Annotated in this window: 9 protein-coding genes and 5 pseudogenes; 8 read left to right on the top strand and 6 right to left on the bottom strand. The window is 61.6% G+C overall.

Translation table 11 applies throughout. The features are described from left to right. Positions 1-89: 89 nt before the first annotated feature. The 4 genes and pseudogenes from JG739_RS32660 to JG739_RS32645 all read left to right on the top strand — a co-directional run bounded on the left by JG739_RS32660 (position 90) and on the right by JG739_RS32645 (position 3,498). Positions 90-302: a hypothetical protein gene (locus tag JG739_RS32660; protein WP_202367882.1), complete on the top strand. Its 213-nt coding sequence runs from the start codon at positions 90-92 to the stop codon at positions 300-302. Next, a complete protein-coding gene (locus tag JG739_RS32655) occupies positions 299-1,300 on the top strand; it encodes a tyrosine-type recombinase/integrase (protein WP_202367881.1) in 1,002 nt (333 codons plus the stop codon). The genes JG739_RS32660 and JG739_RS32655 overlap by 4 nt, the downstream gene beginning before the upstream one ends. 148 nt (positions 1,301-1,448) lie before the next feature. Next, positions 1,449-1,932 (top strand): annotated as a pseudogene (locus JG739_RS32650) (IS91 family transposase); the annotation flags it as partial. 159 nt (positions 1,933-2,091) lie between these two features. Further along, positions 2,092-3,498: an IS30 family transposase gene (locus JG739_RS32645; RefSeq protein ID WP_202363131.1), complete on the top strand. Its 1,407-nt coding sequence runs from the start codon at positions 2,092-2,094 to the stop codon at positions 3,496-3,498. 506 nt (positions 3,499-4,004) lie between these two features. On the opposite strand, the gene JG739_RS32640 is transcribed toward JG739_RS32645, so the two are convergent. Beyond that, entirely contained in the window at positions 4,005-4,379 is a 375-nt protein-coding gene (locus JG739_RS32640) for a response regulator (protein WP_202367880.1), read from the bottom strand. A gap of 295 nt (positions 4,380-4,674) precedes the next feature. Continuing rightward, positions 4,675-4,812, bottom strand: a pseudogene (locus JG739_RS32635) (IS3 family transposase); the annotation flags it as partial. A gap of 990 nt (positions 4,813-5,802) precedes the next feature. On the opposite strand from JG739_RS32635, the gene JG739_RS32625 reads away from it, so the two are divergent. The 3 genes and pseudogenes from JG739_RS32625 (at position 5,803) to JG739_RS32615 (ending at position 8,768) form a co-directional block, all read left to right on the top strand. Then, positions 5,803-7,140, top strand: a complete 1,338-nt coding sequence (locus tag JG739_RS32625; protein ID WP_202367879.1) for a DUF2254 domain-containing protein — start codon at positions 5,803-5,805, stop codon at positions 7,138-7,140. 331 nt (positions 7,141-7,471) lie between these two features. After that, a pseudogene (locus tag JG739_RS32620) lies at positions 7,472-7,756 on the top strand (DUF992 domain-containing protein); the annotation flags it as partial. A 3-nt stretch (positions 7,757-7,759) separates the two neighbouring features. Further along, positions 7,760-8,768: pseudogene (locus tag JG739_RS32615) on the top strand (YihY/virulence factor BrkB family protein). Between the two features lie 472 nt (positions 8,769-9,240). Here the strand turns inward: JG739_RS32615 and JG739_RS32610 are convergent. Then, a complete protein-coding gene (locus tag JG739_RS32610) occupies positions 9,241-9,441 on the bottom strand; it encodes a CsbD family protein (RefSeq protein ID WP_202367878.1) in 201 nt (66 codons plus the stop codon). Positions 9,442-9,721: 280 nt separating this feature from the next. Between JG739_RS32610 and JG739_RS32605 the strand changes: the two are divergent. Next, a pseudogene (locus JG739_RS32605) lies at positions 9,722-9,988 on the top strand (SMC-Scp complex subunit ScpB); the annotation flags it as partial. Positions 9,989-10,015: 27 nt separating this feature from the next. Here JG739_RS32605 and JG739_RS32600 read toward each other — a convergent pair. From JG739_RS32600 to JG739_RS32590, 3 genes are read right to left on the bottom strand one after another with little or no spacing between them, the layout of a single operon-like run. Then, positions 10,016-11,026 carry a TniQ family protein gene (locus JG739_RS32600; protein ID WP_244750019.1) on the bottom strand — a complete coding sequence of 337 codons (1,011 nt, stop codon included), beginning with the start codon at positions 11,024-11,026 and terminating at the stop codon, positions 10,016-10,018. 11 nt (positions 11,027-11,037) lie between these two features. Beyond that, complete coding sequence (locus tag JG739_RS32595; protein ID WP_202367876.1) at positions 11,038-11,916, bottom strand: TniB family NTP-binding protein; 879 nt, start codon at positions 11,914-11,916, stop codon at positions 11,038-11,040. A 1-nt stretch (position 11,917) separates the two neighbouring features. Beyond that, a complete protein-coding gene (locus JG739_RS32590; protein WP_202367875.1) occupies positions 11,918-13,570 on the bottom strand; it encodes a Mu transposase C-terminal domain-containing protein in 1,653 nt (550 codons plus the stop codon). Positions 13,571-13,607: the final 37 nt, after the last annotated feature.

The following is a 13,607-nucleotide window of genomic DNA, read 5'->3' as shown; positions in this document are numbered from 1 at the left end:
CAGACGACGCGATCAGATTACGCGGTCGGCACACACCCTTGCCGCTCCGCGGTCGCGGAGCGGGGTTAGTCCAATGCCGTTAATTCCGCATGCGGAATTATCGCCACAGCTTCGCGGTCCGTTCTCTCGAACAGTGCGGCGATGGCAGGGCTGACATCAACCGGCACATGCTCGCGCTCAGCACCTATCTCGGCCACGCCTGTATCACCGACACATATTGGTATCTGGAAGCGACGCCGGTTCTAACTCGCCAGATTGCTGATGCTGCCGCCGCTGCATTCCGGGAAGGCGGTGCATCATGACGGCTCTTGCTCCCCATCTTACCGCCTATCTGTTGGAACACCTGCCACGCGACCGCGGCGCCAGCCGTCACACGGTCGATAGCTACGCCTATACGTTCCAACTCCTTGTCGGCTTCGCCGCCCAGCGGTTGCGGGTGCGCCCGTGCGAGATCGAGATCGAGCAGCTCGGCGCGGAAATGATCCTCGACTTCCTCGATCATATCGAGGCCGAAAGAGCGAATACCCCTCGCACCCGCAATGCCCGGCTGGCGGCTATCAAGTCCTTCTTCCGGTTCCTGGAGTATCGCGCGCCCGCCTGCCTCAACGTCGCCATGCAGGTGCAGGCGATTCCTAGCAAGCGGATCGAACAGCCTCTGGTCGATTATCTGACGCGGCCGGAGTTGCAGGCATTGCTCGATGCACCGGACCGGCGAACGGCTTCGGGTGTGCGCGACAGAGCGATGTTCCACTTGGCATATGCCTGCGGCTTGAGAGTGTCCGAGCTGACGGGTCTCCAGCTCGATGATGTGGACCTACCCGCCGCCGACAGCATCCATGTCATCGGTAAGGGCCGTCGTGAACGGTTGCTACCGCTCTGGAAGGAAACGCAAACCGTCCTGAAAGACTGGTTGCGCATCCGACCGAAAAGCAAGGTCGAGGCCGTGTTCCTCAACTATCGCGGCGAGGCCATCACGCGGCATGGCTTCGCCAGTCGCCTCGCGGTGCATATCGGCACGGCCCAGCGCTCCGCTCCTTCCCTGGCGCGCAAAAGGGTGACACCGCATGTGCTGCGACACACCTGTGCCATCCATACACTTCAGGCCACAGGCGATGTCAGGCGGGTGGCGCTCTGGCTTGGCCACAGCAGCGTCGTCAGCACCGAAATCTATCTGCGGGTCGATCCAGCCGAGAAGCTAGATATCCTTGATGCCGGTGCTCCGCCGCTGATCAAGAAGGGCACGTTCACCGGAGTCTCCGACCGCCTGCTGGCGATGCTCGCGGCCGCACGAGGCACGTAATTATGTAAAGCGATCCGGCCGCTGTCGCCGTAAACGCCAAGGGCTGGATCGCCCTCGCAACATAATCTCCCGCTCGACATAGTCTGGCTTGCAGGACCTGAGCGAGCGCGACGCCTTCTGGCGTTATTTGGCGCTGCTACGAAAGGCCGAGTGGATCGTCTATGCCAAGCCGCCCTTCGCCGGACCCGAACAGGTCCTCGATTACGTCGGCCGCTATACCCACCGCGTCGCCATTTCCAACAATCGCCTCGTCGCCATCGAGGACGACAAAGTCGCCTTCCACTGGAAGGACTATCGGCACGGCAATCGGCAGAAGGTCATGACAGTTGCGTCTGACGATCATTCGCCGCTTCTCGTTGGACGTCCTGCCCGGGGGCTTCCATCGCATCCGCTACTACGGCTTCCTCGGCAATCGCTACCGCGCGCAAAAGCTTGCCCACTGCCGCGACCTGCTCGGCATGCCGGTTCCCGAGCCGTCGGTCGACCCGTCCGAAAAGGACTATCGTGACCGCTACAAGGATCTTACCGGGCACTCCCTCAGACAATGCCCGGCCTATCATCAAGGGCAGATGATCATCATCGAAATCTTCGATGGCGTCACCGGACCTCCGCCATATCCGGATACATCATGAAAGAAGCGCTCAGGTTTCGTCGTCACCGGGCCGTCCGGCCGGAAAACCGAGCCGGTCCCGCGAGGTGCGCCGTCCGGCCGCCCCTGCCGGCAGGGCGCGACGCCGGTCCTCACGGCGGATTCAAGCGGTCGTCGCAACACCTAAACGAAGGAGGTTGCGATGGGCATCCAAAAGCGACGATCACACCGTTCTGGACGAGCGCCGTTGCCGTCACCGGGACGTCCGCCAGTGGCGGAGAGATCTGAACTCCAGCGATTCTGGTTGGGGATCGCGCAAGGAATGACAAGCGAAGATGCTGCGCTGGCTGCTGGTATGTCGCAGCCTGTTGGAACCAGATTGTTCCGACAGGCGGGTGGCATGGCACCAGCGATGTTCAGATCTTCGAGCAAGCCGCCGTCCGGGCGGTACCTCTCGTTTGTGGAACGTGAGGAGATCGCACTACTTCGCGTTCAAGGCCTTTCGAGACGCGAGATCGGTCGCCAACTTGGCCGATCCGCCTCAACCATCTCCCGCGAGCTACGACGCAATGCCGCGACGCGCAGCGGTGGCCTGGAGTATCGTGCATCGACAGCCCAATGGCATGCCGAGCGATCGGCCCGTCGACCCAAACCGACCAAGCTTGCGCTCAACACGACCTTGCGCACTTATGTTGAGCAGAGACTGGCCGGCGTCGTCATGACTCCGAGCGGCGCTCCCGTTCCGGGTCCCGCCGTTTCGTGGAAGGGCCGCCGGCATGGCCCGCGAAAGAATCGGCGGTGGGCCACGGCCTGGAGCCCGGAACAGATTGCCCGACGCTTGCCGATCGACTTCCCGGACGACGAGACGATGCGCATCAGCCACGAAGCCATCTATCAGGCCCTTTTTGTTCAGGGCCGGGGAGCGCTACGCCGCGAACTGTCGGCCTGCTTGAGAACGGGGCGCGTGTTGCGGGTCCCCAGGGCGCGCGTACGCGGGCGAGGCAAGAGCTTTGTCTCGCCGGAGATCATGATCAGTCAACGCCCCGCCGAAGCGGTCGATCGCGCGGTGCCGGGTCACTGGGAGGGAGACCTCATCCTTGGTCTTGGCAGCTCGGCGATCGGCACGCTGGTTGAGCGTACGACGCGCTTCACGATGTTGCTGCATCTTCCCCGACTTGCGGGGCATGGCGAAGCTCCGCGCATGAAGAATGGCCCTGCTCTCGCGGGACACGGAGCTGAAGCCGTGCGTGACGCGATTACGCGCACCATCATCACCTTGCCCGAAGAGTTGCGGCGTTCGCTGACCTGGGATCAGGGAGCCGAAATGGCTCAGCATGATCGTCTCAAGATCGACGCGGGTGTCCAAGTCTACTTCTGCGATCCGCAAAGCCCATGGCAGCGTGGCACCAACGAGAACACCAATGGACTGCTGCGTCAGTACTTCCCGAAAGGCACCGACCTGAGCGTCCACAGCGCCGACGAGATCGCCGCCGTGGCCGTGGCCCTCAATGCCCGACCGAGAAAAACTCTGGGATGGAAAACACCCGCAGAAGCGCTTGACGAGTTGCTGTCGCGAGTGAACACAATCGGTGTTGCGACGACCGCTTGAATCCGCCCACTTTGCCGCAACCGATATCCATGCCGCTTTCGGCGCACGCGACCCCTGCAATCGCTGCGTCCACGATCGCCTCCGCGCCCACGACATGCCTCTTCATGGGCACGGCCTCAGTTGAACGCCCATAGCGGCCACCCGTGCCGGCGGCTTAGTCCGACACGTTTTTACCTCACCGTCGCGATCCACCTCAGCGCGCTCTCGCCACCCGCCTTTCTGCGCGACGCCAAGCTAAAAACGCTCTGCAATGTCGAGCACCAGATTATGTTGCGAGAGCGATCCGCCGGCGGCCGTTGGCGGCGAGATGGGCTGGATCGCTTCACATAACTACGTGCTCCTCGCGGTCGCGAGCATCGCCAGCAGCCGGTCGGATACGCCGGTGAACGTACCCCTGATCAAATGGCAGAGCGCTGGCATCAAGGATGTCGAGCTTCGCGGCAGGATCGACCCTCAGATAGATTTCGGGTGCTGACGATTGCTGCTGTGACCGAGCCAATGCGCGGTCACACTGTACAGAGCTCGCGACAGGCCTCAGTTAACTCGGCCGGATTGTAGGGCTTGGAAAAGTATCTGCTGTCTTCCACCGGCCGCGGCATGCTCGCGATGTCGCCCGAAGCATAAAGCACCGCTATTTCGGGCCACCTTTGGCGGCAGGCGTCCGCGACGTCCCAGCCTGTGACACTCCCGCCAAGCTGAATGTCAGTGCATACGGCATCGAGCCTGTTGCCGTTCGCGATTTCGTCAAGCGCTTGCTCTCCGCTGCCAGCTTCCACCACATCGAAACCTTCGTCACGAAAGCAGTCGCCAAGACTCAACAACAGGATCGCATCGTCTTCGACGATCAGCACGTGCAAATTATCGTCCGGGAGCGATTTCACACGAACGGCTCCTTTCTCGGAAGCGTTAGCATTGGAGGGTAGCGCCGCAGTACGGCCAGTATGACGAAACGTGGTGGATTCGGATTTGTTCCACGTTTTCTCCGCATCTGCACGAAGCGCCGGCATTCGGACTTGAGAGTGTGTACTTAATTTGATGGGGTGGAGCGGCCTCCGCTCGCAGTATGTCAGGATGGCAACTGTGACGAAGATCGAAAGGAACCACTGAACCGCGCCGGGTTTGCCGGAGGCCGTTTCGTTTGAGTCACGCCGCCATGGCTGGCTCTTCGAGCATGGCTTAGTAGCGTTCCTCGGCTTCGGCCGGCGGGATGTTGCCGATGGGCTCCAGCAGCCGGCGATTGTTGAACCAGTCCACCCACTCCAACGTCGCGAACTCGACGGCCTCGAAGGAGCGCCATGGTCCGCGTCGATGGATTTCCGGACCGGCACGCTCGACGATCGCAACGCCTGCGAGCAGAGCCGGCCGTAGGTGAAGCGGCAGGATAGGCTTTGCAGGGGTCGGCAGGTTCTCCTGTTCGGCAGCAACGACATGGTCGAGATCAGGGATGGTGGCGCCGAGCACTCTATAGCGCCAAAGCTCATGTTCGCGCGGCAGCGGCCAAATCCCTCGCCGCATCAGGAGAAGCCGTGCGATTTCGGCCGGCGACGTCCAGGTTTGGATGCCACGTTCGGCTTCATCGTCGAGCAGCTTTTCGCCGCGAAGAGCCGCACCGCGATATTGCAGGAAAGGGGAGGGGAGTTCGCGCCCGCCGGCATCCCGGAGTTGGTTTCCGCTCAGAGGACACGTGATGCGCCACCCCAGCAGCTGGCTTCGCAGGATTGGCGCCGGTTCCGTGTGTCCAGGCCTGCAGTTCGTGCAGTACTGCACTGGCCTCGCAGCGAGGAGCCGATGCGATGATTGCGCGACATTTGCGAAGGTCATTCGGCGCACCACGGCCGGCTCGGTGGCGAACATCTTGGCGAGGCGGATTTCCTGATCACTGCTCAGATGGAGATCGGCGTGCGCAGCGATGATGCGTCCGGCAAGCAATGTCGAAGCATACTGAGCGGCTTCAGCCTCACTCTCGCGGTATTCGCAGCCGGCGAGCACATTGAGGTCGAAGCCAAAGTCAGGCACTTCACTTCTCCAACTGCGGCCATGTCTGCCTCTCGACCCGACTTGAAGCAAATGGCTGCGAGTGTGATTGGATTACCTGTCGACGAACTCCACAATCGTGCCCTGCTCAACCATCTCGGCGAGTTCCAGTTGATCATGCGAACGAAGGCATGCGACCGCGGAACCGCGATATCCAAGTTCCGGCGGCTACTCTCCCCTGCTTGCACGAATTCCGATTTGGCATAACGGCTTCCGAAGGCCCCTTGTCCGTCACCTGGTTAGCGGAACATCCGCTACCTCGCCGCGTTCGTGCAGCAGGAGGACGATTTGCCGCTCAATTGGTTCCTGTTCAAACGGATCACGCGGGGGCTTTGGTTCCTGCCGGCGCTGTTCTCGGTCTTTGCCGTCCTGGTCCTTGCCGCCGCCTATTTCTCCACCATCTTTTTTGCCGATCCGATCAAATCCGGCAATCTTCCCATCACGGTTTCGCAGGAGGCGGTGAAAGGCATCCTGAGCATAGTTGCCGCGAGCATGCTGACGGTCTCTGTGTTCGCTCTATCAACACTGGTGAACCTGCTGGCGAACGCATCCCAGTCCGGGTCGCCCAGGGCCGTTCCGCTCATCGTTGAGGACAGGCGTGCACAGACATCCATATCCGTGTTCATCGGCGCTTTCCTTTTCAGCATCGTTGGAATCATAGGGTTGTCCGGCGAGATCTACAGTACGAGCGGGCGGCTCATTCTATTCGGCGCCACCGTCGTCGTCGTGCTGGCGATCGTGTTCGCGCTCATCAGGTGGATCGGACAGATTTCGGTCGTCGGCCGTGTCGGCGAGACGATCGATCGTGTGGAAAAGGCCACGAAGGACGCTCTCGAGCGTCTCGGTCCGGCTGCGCTCTACGGGTGCTGCAGAAGCATGTCCGTGACAGGCAGCGAATTCGCGGTACGGGCCGAGCGCGTCGGTTTCGTCCAGCACTTCGACAGGGAACGCCTGCAGGAAATTGCCGAGGAACACAATCTCAACATACACGTGGTGACCCGCCCGGGCAGTTATGTCGACTACGCCACTATACTGGCGCAGGCTGCTGGAGAGGCGTCCGACGACTGTCTGACAAGCATGCGCCAGGCCTTTCTAGTGGGCGGTCAAAGAACCTTCGATTATGATCCCGGTTACGGTCTGACCATTCTGGCAGAGATCGCGCGTCGGGCATTGTCCCCGGCAGTGAACGATCCTGGCACCGCCATCGACGTCATCTTCTCGCAGACCCGGCTCCTTGGCGACTGGGCCCGCGGCGCTTATGGAGAGCAGGCTGAGTCACAATTCAGCCGCGTCTCCGTGGAACCGGTGGCGCCAGCCGAGCTCATTGCGGAAGCATTCGGCTCGATCTCGCGCGATGCGGGCGCCTCCCTCGATGTGACGTTGGCCATGCTGCGGGGCCTGAAGACGCTTGCGAATGCAGCGCCTTCGGATTTCGGGAAGCCCGCGATGCAACTCGCCCACGACATCCTTGCCCGGTCCGAACTCTCGATGAAACTTTCCCAAGATATTGCCGACGTGAGGGCTGCGGTTGAAGAATTTGGACCAGCTAAGGCGGTTCCTGAAGTCACCGATCGCAAGTCTCTCGGCTCGGCAACCGTCGTCCTTTGAGTCGCGTCCGCGCGGCGGCCAAGCAGCCACTTTCTGAGGTCTCCGAAACCGCTAACCGACCAGGGGAACAATACCAAGCGCTGTCGGTTCCGGTTTGTGGGCCCGCGCGATGAATGGAGAGCGAGGTGAGCAGTAGGAGGCCAATCTCAACAGCGGTTGCATCGGCGATGATCCTAGTGTCCGCCCTGGCGAGCACGGGTGTGTTCGTGACTACGCCAGCAGGGGCCCGATCCCCGACGGCTCATATGGGAACGCTGACCTGCGTACTCTCTCCTGCCTCGGAGGAGCCGTTCGGGATTGAGCGGGAGCTGTCCGTGATTTCGAACCCTTTACAGGGCCGCGCGCAAAACTTCGCGGCGTCGTTAAGCGACTCGGCGCATCCGTTCCAGACAAGGGGAAGATCGTAATGGTTTGGACGGTATCCGGACCCTCGATTGACACTCCTGCCGGCCATCTCGAGGGCAGCTATATTGGGTCCCTTGGTGCGGAGACACAGGATGGCCTGATCGGTGGAATGGCGTCGTCGATCCACCTCAAACCGCTCACCGCTGCTCCCGAGTTCGTCAATGCCGCCCTTTCCATACTCGAGCTCGAACTCACCGTGATGAAAGCGTAGAGGATGAGCCGAGCGAGGACGCATTCGGCGGACGCGGCGACTAGCCGACGCGCTGGGGAACGTGGCCGCGGCCGGCAGGCGGCCGGTCCTTCGCGAATACCGCTAGCCGGATGGAAGGACGTGCTGTGGCGGGTGGCTCGCGAGAGCAATGAGGATCGCATACTGCTAGTCGCGGCAGGAGTGTCCTTTTATTTGCTGCTGGCTCTGTTTCCAGCCCTTGCCGCTTTCGTCTCGCTCTATGGCTTTGTGGCCAATCCGCAGACGATCGCGGAGCAGATCTCGTTTCTGGGCGCCCTGCTTCCCTCGGGTGGCATGGACCTCATCCGCAGCCAGCTTGGATCACTGGCCGACCAGGAAACCAATGCCTTGAGCTTCGGCTTCGTCGCCGGGCTCGCTATCGCGCTGTGGAGCGCCAATAATGGGATCAAAGCCACCTTTCAGGCCATGAACATCGCCCATGAAGAACAGGAGAAGCGCGGCCTGGTTTGGCTACATCTTGTCACATTCTCGTTCACGATAGGCTCGATCCTCATCGCCATTCTGTTCCTGGTGTCAGTGGGCGTAGTGCCGGCCGTGCTCGCGTTCCTGAACCTTGGCCAGTGGGCGGAGACCCTCGTCAAGATGCTGCGCTGGCCCGTCCTGCTGATCGCGATTGCTGCAGCAGTTTCGCTCATCTACCGATTTGGTCCAAGTCGCGAGCGTCCACAATGGCGGTGGCTCACGTGGGTTCTGGAATTGCCACGGTTGTCTGGGTCGTCACGTCGATGGCCTTTTCGTACTATTTGGAGAACTTCGCCAACTACAACGCAACCTACGGCACCCTTGGCGCCGTGATCGGCTTCATGGTCTGGGTCTGGATCTCCGTCATGATCCTGCTCTTTGGCGCCGAGCTCAACGCTGAACTGAACACCAGACCGCAAAGGATACGACGACCGGCGAGCCTCTGCCGATTGGCTCTCGAGGTGCTACGATGGCCGACACGATCGGTAGGTCATCGATCGAGAAGCCTTGAACGTTCAGCCAAGGACCAATGGATCATCCGGGAATTCGCCCGTCCATCCGGTCCGCATAGGCTGTGGATTCGAGCGACGCTGCCAGCCGGCTGCAATAGCCAACCGCGCACGGCTGCGCCTGGTTCTAGAATAATCGCCAAATTAGTCGTAGCGGGGTAACAGGTAAGTAGATGCCTCCCAAGCGGCGGTACGTGATACCGGGGTGGTGAAGTCCGGAATAGAATAGGTCCCGGTTGCCCCGCCGCGTCGACTTAGCTGCTAGCTTGCGATGTTATGCCCGACAGACTGCGCATGCGGCGCAGTTGCATTCGCGAGTGCCTACATCTCTCGCCCCGTGCATAGTTTGGCGCAAACCGCTGTTCCCCTTGCAGTCAGTCCCGCCGATCACGACCACAAATCCGGAGGCCGCCGGCACCGCGCGACGGCCTCCCAACCTGACAGCACTTGGAGAAAACCGCAGTTGGGCTTGGATCAACTCATGCGCCTTGACCAGTCGTCCACCTGACGCTCGGCTTCTTCTTTCGCGATGCCGTATCTTTCCTGAATCCGACCTGCGAGCTGATCGCGATTTCCCTCAGCGCGATCGAGGTCGTCATCGGTAAGATCGCCCCACTGCTCCTTCGCCTTGCCCTTGAACTGCGTCCACTTTCCCTTGATCTGATCCCAATTCATTGTCTTCTCCTTTCGTTGGTATGCAGAACCCAAACAGCGAACACGGGGCGAGGTTCCGCCTTAGGCGAGTGGTGACGGGCTGGTGACTTTGGCGTGGGCATGCTGGGCGTGGCGTGGACGTCGTCCCATTCGTTCCGAGTGCCGAATTGTGAATTCGCATCCGGTATTTTCCGCGCATATCGCCGATTCTGTTGCGCGGGGACCGCATGACGGGGGCGCTGGGCGATTTCGGCTATTTTAAGTGCTCGTCCGAAAGCTACAGGGCTGCAACAGGCCCAAAAAGGAGATCAGCCGCGACCTGATCGGCCATCTGCGCGGCGCCGGCCTGATCGCCTCCGGCCCGCGCAGCCCGACGCCCGGCGCGCCCTACACCTATGTGACCACCAAAGCCTTCCTGCTGGAGTTCGGCCTCGACACGCTGCGCGACCTGCCGGACTTCGAGGCGCTTGAGGACGCCGGGCTGCTGTCGAAGGACATGTTGCTGGCGGGCGAGATCATGCCGGGGTTCGCCGATGACGGCGACCCTGGCGCCGTCATCGACGAATAGTACCCGCGCAAGAACTGCCACCGATTATCAGGATTGTGGAACTCGGAGCCTGCGGTGACACTTTGACGTGGTCCGATCACTGGCCACGCGCAGATAGGCCGTCAGCACGTCGGCAAGACCAGCTCTGGGCTGTTGTGGGCACATGGATCTCGGCCTCGTCTGATGCTTGCCCAGGAAGTCGGCGAAGCGGGCAATCAATTCATCATGACCGCCTGCCGCCAGGATCATCCGGCGCCGATGCGCGACTGCGGCGTCCTCGTGTGTCACAAGCCAGTCGAGAGGTTTTACCGCGAGCTGCTCGAAGCAGCGAATGCGTGCGGCGGTCGAGAGATTCGTAAGGGTTCCCCCCAGGCCGATATCGGCGACGGCTGGGGCGCGTAGCACGCGCGAGACAACATCGCTGATTTTCGCTGAGCCCCTGGGCGATTCTACGCGACATATATCCATGATTGCACGTTCCAGCCGGCGCGCGGCCGCATTGACCCGGGCCTTTGGGGCAGCACGCAGATCGAAGCCGCATCGTGCGCAGAAATGTTGAGGGACAAGCTCGACCTGGTCGAACGACACAATTGCGGTGCGGCAAGCAGGACACCGATCTCGAAGGCCGCAGCCATGTGCGAAGCAGGAGATGCGCGACGCCAGGCGCCACCGCCGCCGGAAATAGGGCGCCTCGTCGCTGGCAAGGCAGAGAGGACAATACTGCATCCAGCTCGAACGGTTCCGGTGGACGTTCTCGCGCAGCGGCAATAGCAGCGGCGTCAACGCCGGATCAGTCATTGCCGATATCGTTTCCTGAGGAACGTTCGTCGGATCAGCCAGCAGGGCGGCTGCCTCCCGCGGAAGCCGGAGATCGAGACGGGGAGACCACATCCGGTCGCTCGACCCCAGGGCGCTGGCGAATGGCCGCGTCGCGATGCCGTTCGCGATAGCAAGACGGTGTAGCCAGCTCGACAACAGCTCGTCCGGCTGCGGGTCAACGGAAACAGGCCACCGATCCCGAACGACATCCCTGTAGCGCTCACGGATTTCGATGGCCAAAGCTGCGCCGATCACAGCAGTTCGTTGCGTAGCGGCGCCCGGCGGCGCTTCGAGACGGGAATGTAGTGCAGCGCCTCGAGGCCTGATTTCGTGATGCGCTCGGTGCCCGACCTCGCCGCGGCCACGGCCGCCGCGGTGACGATCGCCACGATCTCGCCAATCAAACCTTCGGAAAGGAGGAAAATCATTCGTGCCAACGGTTCATCGGAGAGATCGGAAGCACGCGCGAGAGGCAATGCGCCTTCGAGGCTGTCGAGGAGGGTCAGAAACTCCTCGCCATATTGCCACCGCGGGACGGTCTGCAACTCGAACCTGCTCGCCATCTCGCTGGTCTCGTTTATGAAGTCGTAGACGGCGACCTCGCCGATCAGGACCGGGGAAATGTCGAACTGACGGCCGATCCGCCTGAGGAAGGCAAGAACCGCCTCGACGTCGCGAGCCCGGCCACGCAGGGCATTGTGGAATTCGTCGAAAATGAGGATCCTGGGCTTCAGGCTGCCAAGCAGATGATCGATCTGCTCAGCCTTGCGGCCGATATCCCGATTGTTGCCGACCGGCGCGCGCAGCGCCTGCAGAATGCTTCCATAAAAGTGCGCAAGGCCGGCCCCCTCGCGCGTCTGAACCACCCATACCCGCTGCCGCTCGGCGGCTCTCAGGTGTTCCACGGCAAATCGTTCCGCGATCATCGTTTTACCGTTGGCGTAGGGTCCGACCAACATCAGCCCTCGCGTCCGCAACGCCGGCGGCCGGGCGAGCAATTCGGCAAGACGCTGATGCGCCTGCAGCGCCACCTGATGCCCGACCCATCGCGGCGCCTGGATGTAGGCGATCCGCTCTTCCATGCTTTGGCTGAGAACCGGGCGAACGTGATCAAGCAGATGGTCCGCCATCTCACCAGTCCTCGACTGGCAGACGACGTTTTTGTCGAACGGGATGTTCGGCAGGTGGTGGGGTCGCCGGGCGCATTGCATCATAGGGTTTGGGCGCTTCGGCCGCGTGCGCCCGACGGACGGCATTGCGCACGTCCGCCTTTGAAAGCTTCTGCCTGCCTGCGATTTCCGCAATCTGGCGGCGCAGCGTCACCTTCTCGACGTCCGGTCGGGCGTTTGCGGAACGTCGGCGAACACGATCACCTTCATGTTCCCATAGTGTGGTCGGTGTGGTGAGCCCGTCTCTTCTTGCCACCGGCCGGAACTCTCGTGTGTCGGGATCCCGGATGTAGATGTGGCTGATGTCGCGAGGGTCATATCTCACCTCGAGCCGGCCCAGACGGTCCCGCCGCGGGACGAGACTGCCTAGCCATGGTGAAAAATAGTCCAGCGCGAACATGCTGACGCCCTGCGGCGAGATGCGCCTCTCCGTCCCAGGCATGAATGCCAGCAGGACCCGCATGGGATCATCGTCGAAGCGGGGCAAATTGTGCGCCAGCCGATTCCATTCTGTCGCCGGCACCTTCAAAGTCTTCGCGTTCTCCTGCAGATTATGATCGATCACGGCGAGCGTGACGCATCGCTCCAGATCGTCGAAGCTGAGACGGGCTCGCTGCTGCGTGGGATATTCGTCGCGGTCCGCCACGGATCTGCCCGTTGAGCCGGGCTGCGTCGCAAGAACGGCGTTAAGCTTCCCGAGCAGCCTTTCAACCACGCCGCCCTGGTGGACGCGACCGCGATCCCGATAGCGGATCCGAATACCATAGTCCTCGCACCCACGCTGGAAAGCATTCCCTTTGAACTCCTTGGCTGAGTCCGTAACGATTGACCGTGGCCGACCGAACATCGGCCATCCATGCTCGATGCCGCGCGCGGCCAACCACACCTCCCTTGGACACATAGCGTGCGCCAGGCAGAGCGCGACCGATAACGCCGACGGCTTCTCGAGGGTGAGGCAGATGCCGAGAATGCAGCGGGTCGCCACGTCGGTGACGATCGTGAGATATGCCCGGCCGATGAACGTTCCACCGCCGTCGATGACCTCCACGAAGTTGATGTCGGTCGGCGTGTGATCGATCTGGCAGACATCGAGCGGCCGCGCCGCGTGGATGTATCCTGGCCGCGGTTTGAGCTGCTGAAGGTGCTTTGGGTTCGCAGATCGCTTCTTCGCAATCTCCTCGGGGCTAAATAGCGTGGATATGCGGCGGGCTACAGTAAGATAGGAAGGAGCTGCCAGGCCGGCCTCCTCGCAGCGAGCCCGGATCTCGGCCACCGCGGGAGCGAGCGGCGGCGCCTCCAGCACCAGCCATTGCTCTCGCAACGTCGTTGCGACGATCGTCTCGATGCCTTGATCAAGGCGCTTCTTGCGACTGCCATCCAGCCGAGGCAGCAGCGACGTCACAGTTCGATCGATGCGATAGCGCGCCAGCAGATTGTAAATCTGGCGGGTGGAGAGACGCAGCTCAGCCGAGGCTCGCTCGATTGCCGCCCGGCGCGGTCCAAGACCGTCGAGAATTTTGTCGAGCTCGCGCGCGACACGACGCGCCGCCAACCATGTTTCGTCGGAATGAGACGCGGCGGGTGCAGATTTTCGGTTGTGCAATCGGTTCAACAAAATCGGATCGTCAGTGAAATCGTTAGCGAAAAACTGA

Source organism: Mesorhizobium sp. L-2-11 (assembly GCF_016756595.1).
Classification (GTDB): domain Bacteria; phylum Pseudomonadota; class Alphaproteobacteria; order Rhizobiales; family Rhizobiaceae; genus Mesorhizobium.
The sequence above is the reverse complement of the archived record's forward strand: the minus strand, read 5'-3'. Positions and strand labels throughout refer to the sequence as shown.